Raw genomic sequence first — 23,415 nt, forward strand, 5'->3', positions numbered from 1 at the left:
ATCACCGACCTGCTGCCCTTCAACTTCCCCAAAACCGCCACTGCCTGAACAGGCCAGACGCCGCCCCCGATACGAAGGCCATCCGTCAAAAGCGCAGGCGTCAACGTGCGGGGAAAATCGCGCTTACCGTCGATCTGGCGTACACCGCCGCCTTTCTTCGGGATGGCGAAGGTCGTGTATTTGCTCCCGGCCGGAAGTTTATAAAGCAGAAGGACAATCCGCTTGGTTGGTAGCCAAGCAGATGAGCCATGTCGTGAAGCGTTTTTGACCTGTTTAAGAGACTGGAGCGCCGACAAGGATTGCACCGGGGGAGGAAAGGCTTACAGGCACTCTTATGCGCCGCATGGATGGTTCGCCATGCATTTCGTCGAGCTCGTCGTCTCGGAGCAGCACCCGGGACATGGAATCATATATCGCGAAGCACGATAACAAATCTGCCTGTAAGCCCGCGTGATTTTAGAGTGGATGCGGTGAGTCGGGCAACATCGCCTCGAAGATCCGCGCCCAAACACCCTTGATGCTCCATCGACTGAAGCGCCGGAACACGCTGTTCCAATCGCCAAGCAATTCCGGAAGATCACGCCAGGGAGAGCCCGTACGAACGATCCAAAGCACGCCTTCCACGAACATCCGATTTTCGCGCCCGGTCGAGCCTTTCTGGTCAGGCCGACCTATGATCAGCGGTGCCATCCGCTCCCACGCCACGTCGCTCAAAACCAAACGGTCCATCACACCCAAGACTACCTCCCCAAAAGCAGTCTTGAATCTGATTTGCTCCTAAAAAGGAATACCTAGAGTCCACACTACCTAGCGCTGGATTGGAAGCGGGTGTGGCCTATTGGTTTGCTGGCGAATACTTTCCTGCTGCAAGCCGGCGTTTAGATTCCTCTTTCGCTTGTTGGCTTGCGTGTAGGAATTCCTCGTAGTTCTGAAGAAAGAGCTGCGCGCGAGCCGGCGGAATCTCTCCCTTTCTAAGATCGAGGTTGTTCCGCTTGATGAAGTAGAATGCGAGCGCCAGACGCATGTCGATGGCAAGCTCACCATCCTTGAAACGATATTCGCGTTCAATTGTCTCCTTTTGTCGATCATCAAGTTCTGGATAAGCGATCAAGCGGAGCGAGAACTTTGTCTGCCATTCGACGTCGTCCGCAGGATCAATACTGGTGTGAGTCGGAGCGCTACCGATCGACAGAATTCGACCGAGCACGTAATCACGAAACTCCACGCGGTCTAGTGACAGCGCGCGAACGTGCCAGCGATACCCATCATGACCAAGCGCATGCGGGAGGATCGTACGGACGCCAGTCCGTGTCAGCGATTGGTAGTTGATGCTAACTGCACTTCCGGCGGAGATGGCGCGAACAACCGCCCTCAATGTGTACGCCTGGGGACCTCGAACGATGTCGGGAACTACATCCACGGGCGGCACGCGGTCGAACCACGTATCGCTCTGGCGGATCGAGCTGCTGGTCAAAGCCCGCAGCTGAAGAAGGTAGCGCTCGGGTGAAAGGTTGAGAAACTTCGGTCGAAAATCCTGGGTTGCAACATAGGTCTTTTCGGTGGCACTGTACTCGATGTTGCGTGGAACCGTCTTTTGATACTCGCGAAGGTCAATCGACGCTTGTGGCGTCGAAATGTCGAATTCCAGTTCCAGATCACGTCGGTTGATTCGGCCGTCCCAGTAAGCACGCCATTCGATGAACTCGAAGCGCTGCGCCAATCCCCATTTGATTTCAGTAGGTTGCGTCAATTACGTATACTTTCTTGACCAGTCGTGTTTTCATACTTACATAGTTTTTATACCCTCTTGGATGGGTGTGTCTTGCGAGGGTTAACTTCTTACCGCCGGATTCCGGCAGATTGGAAATCATTATGTCTGATGGCAAGCCTGAAACGCCCGGCAACGTGTCCGGGCACCACGAACCGAAGGTGACGATTACTGTCGACGATCACCAATACGAAGTGCGGCCTGGCCAGTGGATTGTCCAAGACCTGAAGACCGCTGTCGGAGTAGACCCCGCGAAGGCCCTCGCTGAGATCACGCCCCATGGTCTGGTCGACCTCGACGACGCATCCTCAATTGGAGTGCACGAAGGCCAGCGGTTCATGAGCCATGTCCGTTCTGGGGCTTCCTCCTGATGTCGGCGGTAACCGACGAGCTGGACGCGAGACTTCGCCCGATCGCTGAACTGTGTGAAGGCGAGGTCTCGTTCCGGAAAGAAGGATGGCGAGAGCTGATCCTCATGAAGGCGCTGCGCCTCGTTGCCTCCGGAGCGCAGCACAAAATTGATGCGATCCTTTGTCTTAATCACGACAATCCTACCTACCCCACAAAGCTGTACTTGGCGCAGCCGGTTGGCAGCGACCTGAATTGGAATGAGACCGTGTACCTCCTCGATCGCAGCTGGCACACGTTCTCTTGGAGCAACGTCAGCCCCGATCAGCCTTGGTTTGATATTTTGGCCGCCCATCTGAGGGCGATCGACCGCGGAGGCAAGCCATGAAGATTCTATTTCGGGCTACTGGAGATTTCATGGCGGCCGTGAGGAGGGATCTCTCGCGTCGTCATCCATTTGCGCACGAACGAGTGGGCTTTATCACGGCCCGTGCGGCTCAGGGGCATGATCATCTTGTTGTTCTCGCTGAGGACTATCATCCCGTCGCGGATAACGACTATGTTCCTGATCCCAGCGTGGGCGCGATGATTGGCCAGGAAGCTCTGCGGAAGGCACTCGAGCTTGCGCTACTGAAACCGGTCGGTGTCTTTCATGTCCACTTGCATGGCCTTCCGGCGGGCAGGAGGTTGTGGTTCAGCCCCATCGATCTACGCGAGCAGGTCAAGTTTGTCCCCGACTTCTTCAAGGTCCGGCGCAATATGCCGCACGGGGCGATAGTTCTGAGTCCTTACAGCGCAGCGGGTAGGGTCTGGCTGCGGCCCGACGAAATCGTGAACTTCTCCGAATTCGTTGAAGTTGACGCGCAGGTTTCCATTCGAAAGTCTTCCCAAGACGGAAGCACGGATTTTTATGCATGAGCAGCAAGGGAGATTTCACGCGGCAGAGTTTTCTTGGTCCGAACTCCGAAAACGTGCTTGCAGATGTCAGGGTGGCTCTGGTCGGTCTGGGGGGGGGCGGCTCCCAGATTGCACAACAGCTTGCTCATGTGGGAGTCGGCCATTACCGTCTGCTGGACCCTCAAGCGATTGAAGAAAGTAATCTCAACCGCCTCGTTGGAGCTACTCAAAACGATGTCGACCGTGGAACGGCAAAGGTTGAAATCGTGCAACGCACGATTTTGGGAATCCGACCGTGGGCGACCGTCGAAGCTGTTCAGGAAAAGTGGCAGGACGCAACCTATCTGCTGAGGGATGCGCACGTCATGTTCGGTTGTGTGGATGGATTTCAGCAGAGGGAAGCACTCGAACGTGCGGCCCGTCGCTTCTGTATTCCCTACATCGATATAGGAATGGACGTGATTGAAGTCGCGCAAGGGAATTTTGCAATCTCCGGACAGATGATCATGACGCGGCCTGGCCGTCCATGTCTGCGTTGCCTTGGCTTTCTGAATTCGCAGAATCTCAGCCAGGAGGAAAACCGTTACGGCGATGCAGGAATAAATCCACAAGTCGTTTGGACCAACGGGACTCTGGCGTCACTCGCGGTTGGGGCATTTATCAGGCTGATTGCCCCATGGTCGAACTTTAAAGATGACTTCACCTGGCTAGAGCTAGATGGAAACAACCAGACGGTGACGCCTAGCCCGCGGCCAGCTTATGAGCCCATTCCCGGCTTATGCCCCCATCACGGTGGGCCGGACGGCGTGGGCGATCCGTTTTTTTCATTGTAAGCTTCCGACTGAAAGGGCGACGGCAGCGGTGCTGCTTGGCTGATGGCGGCGGAGACCCACTCGATGTCCGCGGGCTCTTCCTGAATTTTTAGATGCTTTCGAACTCCGGTCACGAACGCGGCGGGATCCGGCGCGACCAGCTGCTTAAGTTTCAGCGTTTCGGCCTGAGGGTCTAGAGCTGCCCTTGCGTCCCCTTGAATGATGGCGGTCACGATGGCCGCCCAGGGAGTCGTTCCCGTTCGGATGCGCGAGCAGGCTATTGCCACCTTTTCGCCAGGCGCTCGAGTGCTCGCTGCGGCTTTGATGCGCTCCATCATGCTTTCCACCGAGGACCTCGAATAGGCCACCTTCTCCTGCAACATCTGCATGGGGTCCTCCATGCGAGCAACCAAGCGGTCGCTGTTTCTGGGTGCGAAACTGGTGCGGTCACGCCTGCTCGTTGCAGACGAGTCGGGATGGACTTCTATACCCGTAGTCACCGCGCGAACCGTAGGTTTTGGCCGTGGGTTCGGAGGACGGATTTTGCGAGGGAGGACACATGCCTGGCAAGCTCAAGCCACTCGATGTCGAACGTGAAATTCGGCCGGGCAAATACCCTGACGGCGACGGTCTCTACCTGATCGTCGCGAGCGTCACGTCGAAGAATTGGAACTATCGGTACTGGAAGGACGGAAAGCAACGGTGGCTCGGTCTAGGGTCGGTCAAGGACGTATCACTGAAAGATGCGCGCCTAGCTCGGGATGCGGCGCGGCTCCGAGTGAAGGGGGATCGCGGCACACCCGGCGTCGACATCGTGCAAGAGAAGCGAGCGGCGCGCGAGGAAGCGAAAGCCATAGAGATCAAGGTCACTCTGCCCACCTTCGAGCAGTGCGCCGAAATCTACATTCGGGAGCGCTGGCCAAACTGGAGCAAGAAGCATCGCGCCCAATGGCCGTCTTCGCTCAAACGCTACGCTTACGCGACGATTGGAAAACTCACCATCCCGGAGATCAAGCCCAGCCACATCTATGAATTGCTCCGGCCAATCTGGGTTGAGAAGCGAGAGACAGCTAATCGTGTGCGCGGACGGATCGAAACGATCATTGCGAAGAATGTCGATGTTGACGACCGCGATTTTCGGAATCCTGCTGAACTCACCAAACAATTGCGCGAGAAGCTTCCAAGGCGGCCGAAACGCGTCGTTCAGCATCATCCCGCGCTGCCCTACGCCGAAGCACCGCAGTTCTTGATTGACCTGTCCGCAGCAAGCGGCATCGCGGCTTTGATGCTTCGCTTTCTGATCTTCACGGCGTGCCGCACCAACGAAGTCGTAGACGCCCGCTGGTCCGAGATCGATCGACCATCATCGATTTGGAAGATCCCCGGCGATCGCATGAAGATGAACCAGGATCATGTCGTACCACTTTCGGAACCTGCACTCGCGATCCTCGACAAGATACGCGATGGTAGCCAGGGCGAACTGGTCTTCGCGAACCCTGACGGTGGAATGTTCTCAGAGAATGCGATGCTGGCCGTACTGGATCGCCTCGGATACAGTCACGTCACGGTGCACGGCTTCCGCTCGACGTTTGCAACATGGGCAGAGGAGTGCACGGACTATCCCGACGGCGTCCGCGAGGCAGCGCTGGCGCACAAGTACAAATCCGAGACTACAGCAGCCTATCAGCGCGGGCAAAAGCTCGAGAAGCGACGGGTCCTCATGAACGACTGGGCGCAGTTCCTTGCAGGATCAAACATCATCCACTTTGGCGAAAAGGGTTGATCGATCTTGGACAGGCCAATTCTTGGGGCGTTTGATACACTCTCTAGACCGGGCAAAACACGAAATCGCACGACCTGACATCCGAAAATGCGCATGGTCCCCTGAGTGCCTTGCGCCGAAAACCCGGTCTGGCACGCTGCGAAACGTCAGGGAACAACAGGATGGTTCGTATGTCTCGCGCCATGTCCATCGCGGTAGAATCCCCGCTCGTAGCGTCGCCGAATCAGGCGATGAGGGCGATCCAGGTCTCGCTAAAAAGCTGTACGAACTTATCAACACGGGCGAGTTGGAGAGTTATACTGAAGGCAAGTCGCGACGCATCACGGTCAAATCGATCAATGACTACATCGAGCGCCGATTGGTAGCAGAAGCGGTTCGGCGCGGCTGCGCTGCATCCCCTCGAAACAACCAATAATGTCCTGAGTGCCACGCCCGGTTCGGCGGCTGCGAGCCGTTCGGCCAGCGTATCGGACGGGCCGACCTCCGACAATTCACGATGGGCCCAGCTGCAGACGAGCAAACGTGGCCCGGGTAGACTACGAATCTGAGGGGCGGACGTTCGAATCGTTCCGGGCGCGCCATCATCTCGCGAAGTCCTTGTTTCTCGGGAATAAATCGACAAATCAATAGCTTCGTCCTGCCGCACTGGTATCAAGCGGTGGGATCAATGGTGCGTATCGTGGGACTTGGTCTGATACAAAACGAGCATGGCGTTTGGTGTGTGCGCCGGAACGCTCAACGTTTGCCGGCGTGTTCGATGGCCGTTTGTATCTGCCCACCGCGAAGCCACCGAACAAGAGAAGTTTCGATACTCGCTCAGGACGGCGAACGCTGTAGACGATCGAGACGGCGCATCCTTGAGAGAACCTTGCCACAAGCGCGGCGACAGGCGCCGGTTCGCGATTACTCTCGTCCGTGATGATCGCGGCAAGCTGCGCGAGACCTTCCCGTCCCGTCTCCGCAACGAGGCCGAACTCGGCAAGGTGGGCTCGGAGCGCATTGATCAGCTGCGTGCGCTGCGCGCGAACACGGGCCGGCGGCAGGGCATGCCTGCTTGGCCAATTTGGTCCAGGGAACGGTGTGCAAGATCCTCGGCAAGGAGGAAATCAAGCCGCACAAGGTGTGCTACGACTATCTTAAAAATCGCGATGCTGAGTTCGAACGGAAGATGGCCGAGGTCCTGTGCGTCTATCGTGAAGTCGCGAGTTCCTGAAGACCTCCGGTAGGTTCGCGGCCCTAGTCCCGCCCGCGCTGACCGCCTGACTTTCGACGCCGTTGACGTTAACCGCGATTGCGAAGTGGGCGGGCGACGGATCCATCATCGAGCATCACCACCGCGACCGCGATTGAGGAGCTGCCAGTCCGAGCGACAGTTGAACGAAGGCCTGCCGCCAGTGTTCGAGCATCCGCCAGCTCTGAATGCGAGCTCTGCCTTAGGTCTCAGCCACGAGACAGGCCCGGATTGGGGTCTTTTCTCTGCCTGGTGCGACCCCGGCGGGCATCGCGGCCTCAATGGCGCAACAGCACGGCTTCCCGAAGCGCGCGGCTTGAACTTAAGACGCAGACGATACCCAAAGCCATTAGCAGCACGCCTATCCAGGTTTCCGTCCAGCCTCTTCCCTTTTCGCCCGTCTCTGTAGCATGCAGATCGACCGGCACAACCGGTGGCACGGAGGCATCCACCGCGTCGCTAGCAGCCGGCGCGGGCGCCCCAGGCTTTTGGCGGACGATCGGAGAAAATATCGTGGATTTGTGTCGTGTGGGGAAAAGCGGTAGCGGTCTCCCGCTACCAACTTTTCAAGCACTGATCCGCAAATCCACCAGCTCTGAAGGCTTGGCTCAGGCACGCGCGACGTGGCCTGCGTGCATCGCCTGTTGCGCGGTCAGTGCGGCATGGCGCTCGCTTGGTACGAGCAGCCCGCAGAGGACGATGAAACGGCAAGGGCCGAGGCCCGGCGGTATCCCAAGCAGCATCTCCCGATGGAGGCCCGGCACCGGCCGCGCCGAGCCGCCCCGGCCCACGCGAATTAGGAACTCTCGCGCCGGATCAAAGCTTGAATCCCCGGGCCAGCCTCGCCGCCCGATCGCTGGCCTGCACGGCCCCGCCTCCAAGCCCCCCATATCCCCAAGGTGGGGTCGTGCCCATAGCAGGAGGTGCAATGCCCGAGCCGACCGAGCAGCAAATCAGAGAACGCGCGCACCAGCTGTGGGAGCAAGCCGGCAAGCCGGAAGGCCGCGAGCAGGAGTTTTGGCACGCGGCCGAGCAGGAGCTGCGCAACGAGGACAAGTCCAACCCCACGCGCACGCCGGACACGCTGTGACCGAGAAGAAGTGCCCATTCTGCGACGGTCTGGGATGGGTCTGCGCAAACCATCCGCTCCGGCCCTGGAGCGAAGAGCCAGGCGGCTGCCGCTGCGGCGAGGGGATGCCTTGCACCTGCAACACGACTGAAGATCCGGAAGTCAGAGCGGTCGTGATCGATGCGGACACCACCTGGCACTAGACTAGGTGGACTCCGAAGAGTGATACGTAGCTTCCTGCAAACTGCAGGCGATGGAGCAAGACGGAGGGCGGCTCGGCGGCTCACTCCTGCGGCAGAGAAAAAGCCGCCGAGTTCTTCACCCTGGCGGCTTCAGAAGTCGCTAGCTGTTGATCGCCTCCCCAGCCTCGTGCGTACCGCCGTTACCTTGTTTGCGGCCATGCCCAGTCCTTCTAGGCGAAGGCACCTGATTCTGCTGTGACCTGAAGCACACGGCGCAAAGACGATGTTGCGACCTGCGGCAGGTCCCGCGTCACGTGGGTGCCTTAACCTCTCGCCCCAAACCGTTCCTAACCTCCCGCCTGTGAGGAACACGACCAGGTCAAACTTGTTGAACGGCATGGCCGGGAGAGTTCTTTAGGAAGCGCCAATGACGACGTCTGGCGGCTGGTCCGCGATCCGCATTCGGGCGACCCGATGATGGAGCACAGGCCGAACATGAACTCCGGCGCGCAGACGTCGCCGACCGCGATCGGACAATTCGAGCACGCCGGACGCGGCTTCGAACATCAGCCCTTGCTGCAACTCATCGGTACACTTGGTGTCGACTGACAGTGGAGCGCCGGGCCGCCTTGGCGAGCGCTCCTGGAATCGGCTGGTTGGCATCGGAACTTCGCGGCGGACCGAACATGTTTTTCTTCTTCTCAAACCGCTTGGGCTGTTTTGGCTCCCTGCTGATCTCCGCGCTCGTTACGGTTGCGCTGCTTTTCGTGCTCGGGATGCTGCGGTTCTGAGAAGATGTCTGCAATGCACCTGATCGATATCCTTCTTCCCATGAATGACAACAAGGGACGGCCCTTCGCTGCCGAACAATTCGCGGCTACCGGCGCCATTTAGAGCACGTCTTCCAGCAGGACGAGATCATCGTCCGAGCGTCGGGGATCAACTTGCTCTGAGGCCTGGATCATGCGCAGGACGGGAGAACACTTGCGAAACCAATCGTGACCACTGCACACGAAGCTTCGATGCGGCTGCTTTGCTATCCATCCCTTGGGCGGGCAACCATGGTGCAAGGCTAATGGCGCAGCGCCAGGCCGCATGGCCGCACAAGTCCGCGCTCGCCACACCTGTTGCGTCATTGCGAGCGCAGCGAAGCAATCCCGAATCTGACGGTGGAAAGACTCTGGATTGCTTCGCTGCGCTCGCAATGACGACAGCGTTGGCGCCGATGTTTTATCCCCTTCACCCCCGATACCAACTCCCCAAATTCCACGTCGTCACATCCCACCCCGACATATCGACCATCAGGCTATTGACGCCGGCGTTGACGACGTTGCGCGAGAGCAGCGGCAGGAACACGTGGGCTTCGCAGAAGGTCTCGTCGATCTTGATCAGCAGCGCGGCGCGCTTGACCGGGTCGAGTTCGCTCTGCGCGGCCTTGTAGGCCTTGTCGACTTCGGGGTCGGAATAGCGCGAGACGTTGCGGCCGAGCCACTTGTTGTCCTTGTTGGCGATCTCCCAGGACACGCACTGGTTCAGGAAACGCTCCGGGTCGGGCTGCGGCTGCGTCGTGTTGTACATCTCCATGTCGGCATAGAATTTCGAGTAGGTGTCGGGGTTGCCGGCGTCCGACGAGAAGAACACCGAGGCGGTGACCGCCTTGATCTCGATGTCGATGCCGGCCTTCTGGCAGGCCTGCTTGATGATGGCCTGCGTCTTCTGGCGCGGGGCGTTGGTCGAGGTCTGGAACACGTATTTGAGTTTCTTGCCGTCCTTCTCGCGGATGCCGTCCGCGCCCTTTACCCAGCCGGCTTCATCGAGGATCTTGTTCGCCTTGTCGATGTCGAACTCGTATTTCAGCTTGCTCGATTTGAATTGCTTCGGTGCGTTGACGAAGCTCGCCGTCGCGACGCCGCCGCGCCCGTAGATGAATTTCTGGATCGCATCGCGGTCGATCAAGAGGTTGAGCGCCCGTCGCACGGCGGGATCGGACAGCGTCGGGTGCTTCGTCTTGACGCTGGAGCGCTCGCCGTCGACCTCGGTCCACGGGTCCGTCGTGTTGAGGACGATGAACTCGACGTTGCCGGAGGGCGTGACGTCGAGCCGGCCCTTGCCGCCGGCCTCCATGCGCTTGAGGACCTCCTCCTCCACCTGCATGTTCCAGGCATAGTCGTATTCGCCGGTCTGCAGCACGGCGCGCGCCGCGGACACCGCATCGCCGCCGCCCTTGACCTCGAGCGTGTCGAAATGCGGCTGATTCTTGACGTGATAGTCGGGGTTGCGTTCGGCCTTGATCAGGTCGCCCGGCTTGAACTCGACAAACCTGTAGGGACCGGTGCCGACCGGCTTCAGATTGCCCGGGGCCTCGCGCGATTTTGCGCCGACATAGTCGCCGAAATGATGCTTTGGCAGGATCGGGCCAACCGAGCCGACGAAGGGATCGGCCCAGAACGGCGTCGGGGCCTTGAAGGTCAGCTTGACGGTGTGGTCGTCGATCTTGTCGACCTTGATATTCTGGTAGGATCCCGTGGTGTACGCCGCGGTCGCCAAATCCGCGGCGTATGCCCAAGTGAAGACGACGTCGTCGGCGGTGAAGGGCTTGCCGTCATGCCAGGTCACGCCCCGCTTCAGCTTCCAGGTCACGCTCATGCCGTCCGGCGAAAGGCCGCCGTTCGCCTTGGTCGGGACCTCGGCGGCGAGGCACGGGAAGAGGTTGCCGTCCCTGTCCCAGCCGGCGAGCGGCTCGAAGAAGATGCGCGAGGCGATCTGGTCCTTGGTGCCGAGCGCGAAATGCGGATTGAGCAGGGTGGGGGCCTGCCAGAGCAGGATCTTGAGCGGCCCGCCGCCGCCGGCCTTGGTCGGCTTGTAGTCCAGCGTGGCATTCGCCATCGCCACGTCGTTCCACACCAGGATCTGGCTGGCGATCGGCGCCGCGATCCCGACCGCAGCCGCCTTCCGGATGAACGCGCGCCGCGACAGCGTGCCCTGCTTCACCTCCGCGATTGCCTTGCGAATTTCGTTCTCGTTCATCGGATGCCCTCCACCTCGCGACAAGTCGCGGTTGCATGCACTCTAACTCAGGACGCCGGCCCGGAGTCAAAGATGAAATTCCCGGTAGCCCGGATGGAGCGCAGCGCAATCCGGGACCGCTCGGTCCGCATTCGGCACTTCCCGGATTACGCTTCCGCTCCATCCGGGCTACGAGAGGGTGAAGCGACGAAGCAAAGCTCGGGCGAAACGCGCCGCGAGACTATGAAGGCGTGTGTGCAAGTCGAAATGCGAGTTAGAAGATGACGACGGTTCATCTTGCTCACTCATTGCGATCGCAGCGAAGCAATCCAGAGTCTTTCCGCGGCGACAGGCCGGATTGCTTCGCGGAGCCTGTCATCGGGCCGGGCTTTGCGCGGACCCGTTGGCTCGCAATGACGATGTGGTGAGAGCGGCGCGCCACTCCATCGCCGTCATCCTTGTGTGCCCGTCCTGCAACGCAGGACGGGCCTCGAAGGGCGACGGCCCGGCTGCACGATCTCACGAAAGTCTCGTTCTTTCACCATGATGCTTTCACAATCATGGCAGTGGAACGCCATAGCATCACGGCGGTTCCCGTGGGTATCAGGGAGAATCGTGTGGGTATCAGGGAGAATCGGATGAGCGACGCAGACGATCATTTCGCCAGGTTGCTCGGACGGGCGGCGATGGACGTGTGGGGCGACATGCCTCGCGACATCCAGGAAGCGTTGTTCGAGACGGCGATGAAGGAGCGCAGCTCCGAGCGCGAAGAGCTCGCGCGGCTGCTGCACAGCCGCCATCCGCGCACGCTGCACCCGGCGAAGCCGGGCTGAGCGCGCGGTCAGAACCGTGCTCTCGATGCGGGAACGTTTGTGCGTATATCTGGTTGGCGTCTTGAAGGAGACGTTAACTGGACAGCGCAAATGAGCCCCGCGCTCCCGACTGCGCTCGAGCACGTGAGTTGACTGCCGTGACCGACATCAAGATTGGAAAATGGTACGACCCGATCTCCGAGCAGTGGATCGTGCCGCGCGAGACCTCTCCAGAGACGTCGTCTGCGCAGTCGACCGAGGAGCGCCTGCTCGATATCCACAAGCGCGACGAAGCTGAGCGCATCTGGCACCTGCTGGTGGACTGCTGCGCGCGCGAATGAAGTCCGGCCGGCTCGTCGCCGCCCGGTGCGACCAAAGCGCCGTCGCCCGCACGCCAGCGGCAAGCGTTCATTTCCCCGTAGGCGCTGCGCAGAGAAGCGGCATCTCCTCGCGCGGAGAAATTTGAATTTCCATTTCATTGATTTCGGGTCCCCTTCGGAGGAAGACGGCACGAGCTTTTGCCGGTTCCATGGAGACCACAGATGTCGTTTCGTCCCGCCCTGATCATCGCGACCGTACTCGCTGCGTGGTCAGCTGCAGCCACAGCCGAGACCATCAAGATCGGCGTGACGCCGGGTCCGCATGCGCAGATCTTCGAGGCCGTGAAGCCGATTGCGGCCAAGCAGGGCCTCGACATCCAGCTGATCGAGTTCTCCGACTATGTCGTGCCCAATGCCGCGCTCGATGCCGGCGACATCCAGGCCAATTCGTTCCAGAACCAGCCTTATCTCGACAATCAGAAGGTCGACCGCGGCTACAAGATCGAAGCCGTGGGCCTGACCGTGAATTTCCCGATCGGGGTCTATTCGAAGAAGCACAAGGCCTTCGCCGACATCCCCGACGGCGGCAAGGTCTCGATCCCGAACGATCCGACCAATGGCGGGCGCGTGCTGCTGCTGCTGCTGCGTGACAAGGGCGCGATCAAATTGAAGGACGGGGTTGGCTTCAAGCCGACGGTGCTGGACTCACCGAAAATCCCAAGAAGCTGAAATTCGTCGAGGTCGACGCGGCGCAGGCGCCGCGCGCGCTCGACGATATCGATGCAGCGGCGATCAACACCAATTATGCAACCCAGGCGGGCCTCGATCCGGTCAAGGATCCGATCCTGCGCGAGGACCGAAGGGGCCTTACGTCAACCTGATTGCCGTCCGCGCCGCCGACAAGGACAAGCCCTGGGTCAAGACCCTCGTCGACGCCTACCACACGCCGGAGGTCAAGGAGTTCGTCCTGACCAAGTTCAAGGGCGCGGTGCTGCCGAGTTGGTAGGCAGACTGCCTAGCAAAACTCAGGCGGAGAGGCGATCCCGGCCAATTGGCAGCGTTGCGCAATGCCCGCTTGTCTCGGGCTGCGGCAACCGACATCATCGGGGCCGTGGCAATTGATCGCCCGAACAGGGGTCGTATGAAACGCTTTGCAAACCTGAAACGGCTGGGATTCTTCACGCGCCTGCTCGACGAGGCGCCGCCGGCCGAGCGCTATCGCTTCGCCGCCGAGCAGATCGCGTGCGCGGAAAAGGCGGGCCTCGATTCGGCGTGGATCGCGCAGCACCACTTTCACGAGCGCGAGGGTGGATTGCCCTCGCCGTTCGCCTTCCTCGGCTATGTCGCCGCGCAAACCTCGCGCATCCGCCTCGGCACCGGCATCGTCACGCTGCCGCTGGAGAGTGCCGTGCGGGTGGCGGAGGACGCCGCGGTGCTCGATCTGCTCTGCAATGGCCGGTTCGAGCTCGGCGTCGGCACCGGCGGCAATCCCTCCGCCTTCGCCGCCTTCGGCCTCGACAGTGCCCAGCGCAACGAGATCTTTGCCCGCAATCTGGACGTGGTCCGGATCGCGCTGGCCGGCAAGCCGCTCGCCGGCGGCGATACGCTCTATCCGGTGCGGCCGCAATTGTGCGACCGGATCTGGCAGGCGACGTTCTCGGTGGCCGGCGGCGCGCGTGCCGGCAAGGCCGGCGACGGCCTGCTGCTGTCACGCACCCAGCCGAGGGCCAAGGAGGCGCCGCGCGCCACGCTCGCCGAAATCCAGAACCCTGTCATCGATGCCTATCTCGAAGCGCTGCCGGCGGGCTGCGAGCCCCGCATCATGGCCTCGCGCAGCGTCTTCGTCGCCGACGACCGCCGCGAGGCGATGCGCCTTGCCGACATCGGGCTACGGCGCGCACTCCCGCAATTCCTCAAGGGCGGTCACGCCGCGCCGGGCGAGACGCTGGAGGAGATGATCACGGCGTTCGACACCCATGTCGGCGCAGCCGACGACGTCATCGCCTCGCTCCGCGCCGACGCCACGCTGGCGCGGGTGACCGATCTCGTCTTCCAGGTGCATTCGGTCGATGCCCCGCATCCCCATATCCTGCGCTCGATCGAGCTGGTCGCCGACAAGGTCGCGCCGGCGCTGGGCTGGATCAGGACGGCGCCCGATGTGGCCTTGGCAGGCTGATTTGGCAGGCTGCCTGGAATGAACATGATCGCGTTGCACGAGGCTGACTGATGAGCACGAAGGATATCATCGACACGCTGGCGGGGATCGAACCGGGATCGGCTCTGGACGCCATCCGCGCGCGGCGCCTGCAGGCGCGCGACAACGCGCAGAAGAGCTATCTCTCTCTGTTCGAGCCGATCGACGCCAGCGAGGTCTCGCTTGTGGAACGTGCGGCGGTTGCGGTCTTCGTCGCCGGCCTCCATGGCGAGTCTCCCGTGTCCGCCTTCTACCGGGCAAAGCTTGCCGCGAGCGCAGAGCGGGCGGTTCTGATCGAGGCGATCGAGGCCGAGATCGAGCGGGGCAAGACGTCGGGCCCGTATGGTGCCTTTCCGGTCGGCCCGCTGTCGACCGAGAACAAGGCCGGTTTGATCTACCGCGTAAGTGCGGATCGCAAGCCGGTCCTCGGCGCCCGGCTTTCCGCTGCGCTCGAGCATGCCCATTTGCTGGTGTTCCGGCCGCGCGATGCGGCATCCGCTGATATGAAGGTGCTGCTCGGTGCCGGCTGGTCGAACACCGGCATCGTTACCTTGTCCCAGCTCGTCGCGTTCCTGTCGTTCCAGCTGCGCGTCGTCGCCGGCCTGCGCACGCTCGGCGCCTCGCTCGGGCGTCCGGCCAGTGCCGCGGCGAATGCGTAAGGAGATAGCACCATGAGCGCTGCGAGCACCGTCAATCCGCCCGTCGTTTTCACCCAGGACGAGCTCGGCTGGGTGTCCTGGATCGATCCATTGCCCGAGGCCGAGCTGACCGAGCGGCATTTCGCCGGCCTGGTCGATCGCTCCCGCGCCAAGTCGGAATATTTCCGTCTGCTGGTGCGCGATCCCGAGGTGCTGGAAGCCCGCACCAAGACCGACAAGGACATCTTCTACAACACCGCCGACGGCCTGCCCCGCGCCGAGCGTGAGCTCGCGGCGGCTGCGACCTCGCGCTACAACGGCTGCATCTATTGCGCCTCCGTGCATGCGCGGTTTGCCAGCACCTATTCCAAGCGCCGCGACGACGTGCAGCGTCTGCTCGACGAAGGTATCAAGGCCGATCTTGGTGAGCGCTGGAATGCCGTCGTCAAGGCGTCGGTCGCGCTGGCAGCAACGCCGATCGCGTTCGGGCCTGACAATATCGACGAACTGCGCCGCGCCGGCCTGGACGATGCCGAGATCGTCGACGTCATCAACGGCGCGTCGTTCTTCAACTGGGCCAACAGGCTGATGCTGTCGCTCGGCGAGCCGACCAAATAGGCCCTTTCACTGGCATGGAAATTGCCATTTATTTTCAACGTTTGAGCGGATGGAGCCGTGCATGAGCAACATCGACCGTCGTACCCTGGTCAAGGGATCCCTCGCCGCCATGATGGCGGGCGCAGCGATGTCGCGCGGCGCCTTCGCGCAATCGTCCGAGCCGATCCTGATCGGTGTCAGCGGTCCCCTGACCGGACCGAACGCGCAATATGGCACGCAATGGAAACAGGGCTTCGATCTCGCGCTCGACGAGATCCTCGGCGCCGGCGGCATCAACGGGCGCAGGCTCGCCTACAGCTTCGAGGACAGCCAGAGCGACCCGCGCCAGTCGGTGGCGATCGCCCAGAAATTCGTCTCTGATCCAAGGATCGTCATGGAGCTCGGCGATTTCTCCAGCACGGCATCGATGGCCGCGTCTCCGATCTATCAGCGGGGCGGCCTGGTGCAGTTCGGCTTCACCAATTCGCATCCCGATTTCACCAAGGGCGGCGACTTCATGTGGAGCACCTCCGTCAGCCAGGCCGACGAGCAGCCGCTGCTGGCGCAATATGCCGTGCGCCGTCTCGGCCTCAAGAAGCTCGCGGTGCTGCATCTCAACACCGATTGGGGGCGCACCAGCCGCGACTATTTCGTCAAGGCCGCCAAGGAATACGGCGCCGAGGTCGCGGTCACCGAAGGCTACATCGCGGAGGAACGCGATTTTCGCTCGACGCTGGTGCGTGTCCGCGACGCCAATCCGGACGGGCTGATCCTGATCTCCTATTACTCCGATGGGGCGTTGATCGCGCGTCAGGCGCGCCAGGTCGGGCTGAAGCAGACGATCTGCGCCGCGAGCTCGGTCTATTCACCGAAATTCATCGAGCTCGGCGGCGACGCCGTCGAGGACGTCCATCTCGGCACGCGCTATTTTCCGGAAGATCCGCGGCCCGAAGTGCAGAAATTCATCGCTGGCTTCAAGAAGAAATACAACGGGCAGGAGCCCGACGCCTTCAACGCCTATGCCTATGACGCGATGAATATGGCGGCCGCCATGGTCAAGATTGGCGGCACTGATCGCCGCGCCATCCGCGATGCCTTCACCAAGGTCAAGGATGTCTCCAGCGTCATCTTCGGGAAGGCGACGTTCGACGTGGAGAGCCGCCGCGTCAAGGGCGCCATGAATGCCGAACTCGTCGTGCGCAAGGGCCAGTTTGCGCTTTGGGACGGCAAGCCGACCTGACATGATGGCCGGGGGCGCATCCCCGGCCGCACTTCTCTCACTAGGAATGTCGCTTGTCTTCCTGGCTCGACTACACGATCAACGGGCTGATTGTCGGTAATGTGTACGCCCTCGTTGCGGTCGGCCTCGCGCTGATCTTCGGCGTCAGCCGGCTGATCAATTTCGCCCAGGGCTCGATTTATCTCGTCGGTGCCTATATCGGCTGGGTCGCGGTGGTGCAGTTGCACACGCCGCTGCCGCTCACCATCATCGTGGTCGCGTTGGCCGCCGCGTTGGTCGGGCTGATCATCGAGCGGTTCGGTCTGCGTCCGCTCCAGAACTCGGTGCGCATCGCGCCGCTGCTGGCGACGATCGGCATCAGCTTCGTGCTCGACCAGCTCGTGATGCTGACCTTCTCGCCCAATCCGCGGGCGCTGCCGAGTCAGTTGCCTGATGTCCGCTTTCAGATCGGCGGCGGCACGATCGGACCGCTCGACCTGTTGATCGCCGGCGTCGGCCTTACCAGCGCGCTGCTGTTGTTCGCGTTCCTGCGCTACAGCAAGCTCGGCTGGGCCGTGCGCGCCACCGCGCAGGACCGCGACGCCGCGATGCAGATGGGCGTCGACGTCAACCGCGTCAATCAGGCGGTGTTCGGCATCGCCGCCGCGCTCGGCGGCGTCTCCGGCTTGCTGGTCGGCATGTACTACAACCAGATCGACACCGCGATGAGCCTTCAGGCGACGCTCAAGGGCGTCGTCGCGGAAGTGGTCGGCGGCGCCGGCAATGTGCCCGGCGCCGTGATCGGCAGCCTGCTGCTTGGATTGGTCGAGAGCTACGGCGTTGCCGTGTTCGGCACCAGCTACCGCAATCTGTTTGCCTTCCTGCTGCTGGTCGTGGTGCTCGTGCTTCGTCCGAACGGCCTGTTTGCGAGTGCGCGGCAAGCGCCGCCCGAGCCGCTCACGGGCACCTTCATCGCGCCGAGCCGTCCTGTCCGCATTCCTCGCTGGGCCTTGCTGGTTGTGCTCGGCGTCTTCGCGATCCTGCCGCTGCTTCCGGTGTCCTTGTACGTGCTCCAGACCCTGATCAACGCCTGGCTGCTCGGCATGCTCGCGCTCAGCCTCACGCTGGTTGCGGGAACGATCGGCCAGGTCTCGCTCGGACACGCGGCCCTGCTAGCGATCGGCGCCTATACATCCGCGCTACTGTCGCTGAATTTCTCCGTTCCGGTCGGTCTCGCGATCATCGGCGGTGGGCTGACGAGCGCGGCGCTCGGCACGGCACTGATCTCGCCGTCGTTCCGCCTGCGCGGGCACTACGTGTCGATCGCAACGCTCGCCATCGGCGAGATCGTGTCGCTGGTGATACTGAACTGGGAGGGCGTCACCCGCGGCCCAATCGGTGTTTCCGGCATCCCGCCCTTGTCGCTGTTCGGCTATGAGCTGATCAGCCCAACGTCGATCTACTGGTTCAGCTTCGCGGTGATGGTGGTGCTGGCGTTGCTCCAGGCGCGATTGCTCGGCTCGCATCTCGGTCGCAGCTTTCGCGCCATCCGCGACGACGACGTCGCCGCGCGCGCCTATGGCCTCAGCCTGAACCGCTACAAGTCGTTGGCCTTCATCTTCGGCGGGTTCGCGGCCGGCATCAGCGGTGGCATCGCCGCGCATCTGTATTCCTACATCAACCACGAGACCTTCAACACGCAGCAATCCATCCTGGCGCTGACTGTCGTGATCCTCGGGGGTCTCGGCAATGTCGTTGGCGCCGTCGTCGGATCGGTCGCGCTGGTCGGCCTGCCGGAAGTGTTCCGGATCGCGGCCGAGTACCGCATCCTGATCTACGGCATCGTGCTGCTGCTGCTGGTGCGGTTCAGGCCGCAGGGCCTGTTGGGGACGATCTGATGGCGATTGCGCAGGCTGCACCGCTTCTGTCTGTCCGGGGGCTGACGCGCCGCTTCGGCGGCCTCACCGCTGTCGACGCCATCGATCTCGACCTCGCCAAGGGCGAGCTGGTCAGCATCATCGGCCCGAACGGTGCCGGCAAGACGACGCTGTTCAATCTCGTAACCGGGCTCGACAGGCCCGATGCCGGCAATGTCAGCTTCGAAGGGCAGGATGTCACCGGGCTGTCGCCGGAAACGCTGGCGGCCGAAGGCATCGCCCGCACGTTTCAGCTCGGCCGCGTCTTCGGCAATCTCAGCGTCATGGACAATGTCCTGATCGGTGCGCACACGCGGCTGCGTGCGGTGAAGCCAGCCGTGCCGCTGATCGGGCCGCTGCTGGAATTGGGACTCGCGCTGCTGCGGCCCGCAAATGTCAAGGCCGAAGAGGAGCGGCTGCGGGAAGAGGTGAAAGTCATTCTCTCGCGCTTCGGCGAGCGGCTGCTGCCGCGGATCGAGCAGCCGGCCTACAGCCTGTCCTACGCCAACCGCCGCCGCGTCGAGATCGCGCGGGCGCTCGCTCTCAAGCCGCGCCTGTTGTTGCTCGATGAGCCCACCGCCGGCATGAACCCAACCGAGACCGCCGAGATGCAGGCCCTGGTCGCCGAGCTGAAAGCCGAAGGCCTGACCATCCTCCTGATCGAGCACAAGCTCGAAATGGTGATGCGCCTCTCCGACCGCGTCATCGTCATGGACGAGGGCAAGAAGATCGCGGAAGGCGCCGGCGAACAGGTGCGTACCGATCCCAAGGTCATCGAGGCCTATCTCGGCCACGGCCTGTCTGGTGCGGCGGATCAGCGGGAGAGCGCGGCATGACGACCAACGCATTCTCATCCGCTCCGCTCCTGACACTGTCCGGCGTCAACACTTTCTACGGTCAGGCCCAGGTCCATTTCGACCTGTCGATCAACGTCGCCCGCAGCCACATCGTCTGCCTGCTCGGCGGCAACGCCAGCGGTAAATCGACGACCATGAAGATCATTCTCGGCCTGGTAAAGCCGCGCTCGGGCGATGTGAGCTTCGACGGCGCCTCGCTGCTGGGGCTGACCACGCCGCAGATCATCCGCCGCGGCATCGCCTCGGTGCCGGAGGCGCGGCGGCTGTTTGCGGACATGAGCGTCCGCGAAAACATTCTGATGGGCGCCTTCGTGCGCAACGACCGCGATGCCGTCGCGCAGGATCTCGAGCGGATGCTCGCGCTGTTTCCAAAACTCGGCCAGCGGCTGTCGCAGCGCGCAGGCTCGCTGTCCGGCGGCGAGCAGCAGATGGTCGCGATGGCGCGGGCGCTGATGAGCCGGCCACGCATGATCGTGATGGACGAGCCGACCATGGGCCTGTCGCCGCTGTATGTGGACCGCGTGCTGGAACTGATCAGGACGATCAACCAGGAGGGCGTGTCGGTCTTCATGGTGGAGCAGAACGCCAGCCTCGCGCTCGAGATCGCGCATGAAGCCTATGTGCTCCAGACCGGAAAGATCGTGCTGTCCGGCTCCGCGCGGGCGTTGAAGGACGACCCCCGCGTGCGCGATGCCTATCTCGGCGGCGCCGAGGCTGCGTAACTCCATCGGTGGAGCCGCTAACGTTCCGCGTGACAATGGCCGCGCGTTCTACTTCCGTCGGATCAGAGTGACGCGGCGCTGCTGACCGGCTCCGCCGGCATATCGTCGGCGTTGGGATCGCCAGGCGCTGTCGCCCAGGCCAGCTCCACCAGCGTCACGAACCTGCGTCCGGCACCGTCGAGCTGGCAGACGATCAAGCCTTGCTCCTCCATGTAGCTCAGCAAGCGCTGCGCCCGGCGCAGCGAATGCGAGCCATAGGCGCGCGCGATCACGGCATCGCCAGGACACGGCCAGCCTTCCTTCGCCGCGCGCGCAATCATCATGAACACGCCCTGCATGTCTTCGGGCAGGATCGAGGCGCGGAGCGATACATCCTGCCAGGCATCATCCTCGGCAAGTTCAGCGCCAAGTCCCGCGCGTGCGCGCGTCAACATGCGGCGGAATTCGGTGAGGTCGGGCACGGCCGAGCCGAGGCCTTCGATACGGCAGCGAACCACGAACTCCTGATAGAGCACGCCGATGGCGCGGAAGCCGGCATCCGGCTCGGCAAGCACGGCGCGCAAGGTCCGGTCCACGCGCTCGCGCCGGTCCGCCAGCTCCTCGGCGCTCGCCGGCAGCTCGAACGGCTCAGGCCGGATTTCCGGGGCGGCGGCCTTCGCGGCCCGGAGCTGTTCGAGCAGGTCTGGCGCTGGCCGACGCTGTGGCCGGCTGGCATCGGGCGGTGGCGCGGCCAGGATCACGGCACGCGCATCTTCCAGCGTCGCCTCCGGCATCGGCATGAGCCGGGGCGTGGAGTTGCGCGGCTTGGTGTCCGTCGTGCCGATATGCAGGCGCAGCGGACGGCGTGACAGCGCCGGGCCGAGCGCCATAAACTGTCCGCGCTCGAGATCCCGAAATGTCTCCGCCTGCCGCCGTTCCATACCGAGCAGATCGGCGGCGCGCGCCATGTCGATGTCGAGGAAGGTCCGGCCCATCAGGAAATTGGAAGCCTCCGCCGCGACGTTCTTGGCAAGCTTTGCCAATCGCTGCGTCGCGATGATCCCGGCCAGCCCGCGCTTGCGGCCGCGGCACATCAGGTTGGTCATGGCGCCGAGCGAGAGCTTTCGCGCCTCGTCCGACACCTCGCCCGCGACCGCCGGCGCAAACAGCTGAGCCTCGTCCACCACCACCAGCATCGGATACCAATGGTCGCGATCGACATCGAAAAGCCCGCCGAGAAAGGCCGCCGCGCGCCGCATCTGGTTCTCGGCATCCAACCCTTCGAGATTGAGCACGGTGGAGACGCGATGCAGCCGTGCGCGTTCGCCCGCGACCTGAAGGCCGCGCTCAGTATGATCCTCGGCCTCGATCACGAGGTGGCCGAAATGCTCGGCCAGCGTGACGAAGTCGCCCTCGGGGTCGATGATAGCCTGTTGCACCCAGGGCGCGCTCTGTTCCAGGAGCCGTCGCAACAGATGCGATTTGCCGGAGCCCGAATTCCCCTGCACCAGAAGGCGGGTCGCCAGCAGTTCCTCGAGGTCCATGGCCGCCACGGCGCCCGCAATGGTCTGCCCCATCTCGATCGCAACCGTCATGTCCCGACTCAGACCCCTTCATTCGCGGACAGGGGCTTATCAACCCGACCGGGGCGCGTCGAGCGGCACGCGGCGAATCACGTCGCGTTGCCCACGGCGGAGTTCAGGCACGATTCGGTAATTGGAGGGGGGATCGTCGTCCGGGTCATCCGGGATCGCGCAGGATCCGAGCTCCTGCCGCTGCAGTCACGCTCGTCTGGAGTGCCTGCTCGACGAGGATCAATCGAATGAGGTCGCCGCACCGCCGCTATTGCGCGCCGGATCCGCCCTGCACGATCTTCTCGTTCAGCTTCAGGTCCACTGTTTCGACGGTGCGGTCGATCTCGGCATTGGGCGCGCCGAGCTGATGCGAGATCAGCTTCACCAACAGGTCGACGCGCTCGATGAAAGGAGCACCGCTCGCAACCGCGCGCGCCGCCGATGACGGCTTGAGCAGGCTTTCTGCGGCCTTGGCGTATTTTGCAAAGGGTACCTGGTCCTGCGGATCGGCGCCGAGCTTGCGGGCGATGGCATCGACATGGTCGTAGATCGTCTGCGAGCGCGCGAGATCGCCGTGTACGGCGTCACGGATCGACTGTGGCTCGTGCGGTGTGATGCAGCGGTAGTTGCCGGTCAGCAGCATCGACCATTTCGCCAGCGGGACGAACAGCGATGAGAACACCTTCAGCTTCACCGGCACGTCGCGGCCATCGAGCGTCACGGCGTCGATGTCGGCTTCGAGCTCGCGCAGCACCTTGTTGTGCTTGTCGTCGGCGAATACCGACGCCTTGAAGTTCGTGGGCAGGCCGACATGAAGCACATTCGCCGCCTCTTCCGGCGGACGGAATGCCTGCGGATCGGGCGAGCACAGCGTCACCAGTCCCGGCTCGAACCGCTCCCACACCTGCGCATTGGTGTAGGCCTCCTCGAGCTCCATGCCAGCGAGCAACGGGATCCGCTTGAGATAGGGCAGCGGCGGCATGTTCATGATCGACAGGCACGGCAGCTTCGCCGCGGCGATCTTGACCATGAGAACGCGGACCGTGTGGTTGGCGTATTGCGGCTCCTGCATGGCAAGGCCAACCATGTCGTAGCGGGAGACGTCGACGTCGGCGGGCGTCACGGCGTCCAGCTTGCCGGGCAAGTCGCGCGAGAAGATCGCCCGATGAACCGCCTCGTCGCGCAACTTGATGCGCACCTCGGTGCCGTCGCGGTTGATCAGCTCTGCGGTCTTGGCGCGGCAGACCAGGGTGACGTTGTGCCCGGCCATCAGGAGCTTCGTGCCTAGCAGGGAACCGTAAGATGCTCCGAGGATCAAAACGTTGCGCGCCATGCTCTTCCCTATCGCGTGATTTTTGGCCCGGCTGTCATCCGAGGGCGATTAGCGGCATGTAAAGGGAAGTATCCCGTAATGGCAACTGGGATAATGCATACAAGGCGGCTGCAGGATTCTTGCTTCGTTCTCGGCGAGCCCTGAGGCAGCTGCGACGG

General features: G+C 62.4%; 23 protein-coding genes and 4 pseudogenes. 19 read left to right on the top strand and 8 right to left on the bottom strand.

Annotated elements, in window-relative coordinates:
• From GWG65_RS13975 to GWG65_RS13985, 3 genes and pseudogenes are all read right to left on the bottom strand, one after another.
• Window positions 1-296: pseudogene (locus tag GWG65_RS13975) on the bottom strand (hypothetical protein); the annotation flags it as partial.
• Window positions 297-483: 187 nt separating this feature from the next.
• Window positions 484-738, bottom strand: a pseudogene (locus GWG65_RS13980) (transposase); the annotation flags it as partial.
• Between the two features lie 97 nt (window positions 739-835).
• Window positions 836-1,750 (bottom strand): WYL domain-containing protein, encoded by a 915-nt coding sequence (locus GWG65_RS13985; RefSeq protein WP_275196149.1) that lies wholly within the window; start codon window positions 1,748-1,750, stop codon window positions 836-838.
• Window positions 1,751-1,872: 122 nt separating this feature from the next.
• Here GWG65_RS13985 and GWG65_RS13990 point away from each other — a divergent pair, with 122 nt between their 5' ends.
• Genes GWG65_RS13990 through GWG65_RS14005 form a run of 4 tightly spaced genes read left to right on the top strand, consistent with a single transcriptional unit; the run spans window position 1,873 to window position 3,846 of the window.
• Window positions 1,873-2,139: a hypothetical protein gene (locus GWG65_RS13990; RefSeq protein ID WP_275196150.1), complete on the top strand. Its 267-nt coding sequence runs from the start codon at window positions 1,873-1,875 to the stop codon at window positions 2,137-2,139.
• A complete protein-coding gene (locus GWG65_RS13995; RefSeq protein WP_275196151.1) occupies window positions 2,139-2,504 on the top strand; it encodes a hypothetical protein in 366 nt (121 codons plus the stop codon). Before GWG65_RS13990 ends, GWG65_RS13995 begins: the two co-directional genes overlap by 1 nt.
• The gene (locus tag GWG65_RS14000) at window positions 2,501-3,034 is read left to right on the top strand and encodes a hypothetical protein (RefSeq protein ID WP_275196152.1); all 534 of its coding nucleotides are present in this window, start codon (window positions 2,501-2,503) and stop codon (window positions 3,032-3,034) included. The genes GWG65_RS13995 and GWG65_RS14000 overlap by 4 nt, the downstream gene beginning before the upstream one ends.
• Window positions 3,031-3,846 (top strand): ThiF family adenylyltransferase, encoded by an 816-nt coding sequence (locus tag GWG65_RS14005; protein ID WP_275196153.1) that lies wholly within the window; start codon window positions 3,031-3,033, stop codon window positions 3,844-3,846. The genes GWG65_RS14000 and GWG65_RS14005 overlap by 4 nt, the downstream gene beginning before the upstream one ends.
• Here GWG65_RS14005 and GWG65_RS14010 read toward each other — a convergent pair.
• Window positions 3,801-4,214: a hypothetical protein gene (locus GWG65_RS14010; RefSeq protein ID WP_275196154.1), complete on the bottom strand. Its 414-nt coding sequence runs from the start codon at window positions 4,212-4,214 to the stop codon at window positions 3,801-3,803. The two genes, GWG65_RS14005 and GWG65_RS14010, sit on opposite strands and share 46 nt — an antisense overlap.
• A gap of 170 nt (window positions 4,215-4,384) precedes the next feature.
• On the opposite strand from GWG65_RS14010, the gene GWG65_RS14015 reads away from it, so the two are divergent.
• Entirely contained in the window at window positions 4,385-5,608 is a 1,224-nt protein-coding gene (locus tag GWG65_RS14015; protein WP_275196155.1) for a tyrosine-type recombinase/integrase, read from the top strand.
• Between the two features lie 223 nt (window positions 5,609-5,831).
• Here GWG65_RS14015 and GWG65_RS14020 read toward each other — a convergent pair whose 3' ends face one another.
• Window positions 5,832-6,098: a hypothetical protein gene (locus GWG65_RS14020; RefSeq protein WP_275196156.1), complete on the bottom strand. Its 267-nt coding sequence runs from the start codon at window positions 6,096-6,098 to the stop codon at window positions 5,832-5,834.
• 579 nt (window positions 6,099-6,677) lie between these two features.
• Between GWG65_RS14020 and GWG65_RS14025 the strand changes: the two are divergent.
• The 4 genes and pseudogenes from GWG65_RS14025 to GWG65_RS14040 form a co-directional block, all read left to right on the top strand.
• Window positions 6,678-6,809: pseudogene (locus tag GWG65_RS14025) on the top strand (IS630 family transposase); the annotation flags it as partial.
• Between the two features lie 958 nt (window positions 6,810-7,767).
• Complete coding sequence (locus tag GWG65_RS14030) at window positions 7,768-7,929, top strand: DUF2934 domain-containing protein (protein WP_275196157.1); 162 nt, start codon at window positions 7,768-7,770, stop codon at window positions 7,927-7,929.
• A 635-nt stretch (window positions 7,930-8,564) separates the two neighbouring features.
• The gene (locus GWG65_RS14035; RefSeq protein WP_275196158.1) at window positions 8,565-8,699 is read left to right on the top strand and encodes a hypothetical protein; all 135 of its coding nucleotides are present in this window, start codon (window positions 8,565-8,567) and stop codon (window positions 8,697-8,699) included.
• Between the two features lie 47 nt (window positions 8,700-8,746).
• Window positions 8,747-8,881, top strand: coding sequence for a hypothetical protein (locus tag GWG65_RS14040; protein ID WP_275196159.1), 135 nt, complete (start codon window positions 8,747-8,749; stop codon window positions 8,879-8,881).
• A gap of 448 nt (window positions 8,882-9,329) precedes the next feature.
• Here GWG65_RS14040 and GWG65_RS14045 read toward each other — a convergent pair whose 3' ends face one another.
• Entirely contained in the window at window positions 9,330-11,117 is a 1,788-nt protein-coding gene (locus GWG65_RS14045; RefSeq protein ID WP_275196160.1) for a peptide ABC transporter substrate-binding protein, read from the bottom strand.
• A 617-nt stretch (window positions 11,118-11,734) separates the two neighbouring features.
• Between GWG65_RS14045 and GWG65_RS14050 the strand changes: the two genes are divergently transcribed.
• From GWG65_RS14050 to GWG65_RS14095, 10 genes and pseudogenes are all read left to right on the top strand, one after another.
• On the top strand, window positions 11,735-11,929 hold the full coding sequence (locus tag GWG65_RS14050; protein WP_148738855.1) for a hypothetical protein: 195 nt from the start codon (window positions 11,735-11,737) through the stop codon (window positions 11,927-11,929).
• Window positions 11,930-12,066: 137 nt separating this feature from the next.
• On the top strand, window positions 12,067-12,249 hold the full coding sequence (locus tag GWG65_RS14055) for a hypothetical protein (RefSeq protein WP_148738854.1): 183 nt from the start codon (window positions 12,067-12,069) through the stop codon (window positions 12,247-12,249).
• Between the two features lie 201 nt (window positions 12,250-12,450).
• Window positions 12,451-13,234 (top strand): annotated as a pseudogene (locus GWG65_RS14060) (MetQ/NlpA family ABC transporter substrate-binding protein).
• 135 nt (window positions 13,235-13,369) lie between these two features.
• Entirely contained in the window at window positions 13,370-14,404 is a 1,035-nt protein-coding gene (locus GWG65_RS14065) for a putative FMN-dependent luciferase-like monooxygenase (protein ID WP_275196161.1), read from the top strand.
• 50 nt (window positions 14,405-14,454) lie between these two features.
• Window positions 14,455-15,081: a CMD domain protein gene (locus GWG65_RS14070; RefSeq protein WP_275196162.1), complete on the top strand. Its 627-nt coding sequence runs from the start codon at window positions 14,455-14,457 to the stop codon at window positions 15,079-15,081.
• 12 nt (window positions 15,082-15,093) lie between these two features.
• The gene (locus GWG65_RS14075; protein WP_275196163.1) at window positions 15,094-15,678 is read left to right on the top strand and encodes an alkylhydroperoxidase domain protein; all 585 of its coding nucleotides are present in this window, start codon (window positions 15,094-15,096) and stop codon (window positions 15,676-15,678) included.
• A 61-nt stretch (window positions 15,679-15,739) separates the two neighbouring features.
• Window positions 15,740-16,897, top strand: coding sequence for an ABC transporter substrate-binding protein (locus GWG65_RS14080; protein ID WP_275196164.1), 1,158 nt, complete (start codon window positions 15,740-15,742; stop codon window positions 16,895-16,897).
• Window positions 16,898-16,950: 53 nt separating this feature from the next.
• On the top strand, window positions 16,951-18,774 hold the full coding sequence (locus GWG65_RS14085; protein WP_275196165.1) for an ABC transporter permease: 1,824 nt from the start codon (window positions 16,951-16,953) through the stop codon (window positions 18,772-18,774).
• The gene (locus tag GWG65_RS14090; RefSeq protein ID WP_275196166.1) at window positions 18,774-19,628 is read left to right on the top strand and encodes an ABC transporter ATP-binding protein; all 855 of its coding nucleotides are present in this window, start codon (window positions 18,774-18,776) and stop codon (window positions 19,626-19,628) included. The genes GWG65_RS14085 and GWG65_RS14090 overlap by 1 nt, the downstream gene beginning before the upstream one ends.
• Entirely contained in the window at window positions 19,625-20,371 is a 747-nt protein-coding gene (locus GWG65_RS14095; protein ID WP_275196167.1) for an ABC transporter ATP-binding protein, read from the top strand. The genes GWG65_RS14090 and GWG65_RS14095 overlap by 4 nt, the downstream gene beginning before the upstream one ends.
• A gap of 62 nt (window positions 20,372-20,433) precedes the next feature.
• Here the strand turns inward: GWG65_RS14095 and GWG65_RS14100 are convergent, their stop codons facing one another.
• On the bottom strand, window positions 20,434-21,945 hold the full coding sequence (locus GWG65_RS14100) for an ATP-binding protein (RefSeq protein ID WP_275196168.1): 1,512 nt from the start codon (window positions 21,943-21,945) through the stop codon (window positions 20,434-20,436).
• Between the two features lie 247 nt (window positions 21,946-22,192).
• Window positions 22,193-23,257 carry a 2-dehydropantoate 2-reductase N-terminal domain-containing protein gene (locus GWG65_RS14105; protein ID WP_275196169.1) on the bottom strand — a complete coding sequence of 355 codons (1,065 nt, stop codon included), beginning with the start codon at window positions 23,255-23,257 and terminating at the stop codon, window positions 22,193-22,195.
• Window positions 23,258-23,415 lie beyond the last annotated feature (158 nt).

It is taken from the genome of Bradyrhizobium sp. CSA207 (assembly GCF_029051685.1).
GTDB lineage: Bacteria > Pseudomonadota > Alphaproteobacteria > Rhizobiales > Xanthobacteraceae > Bradyrhizobium.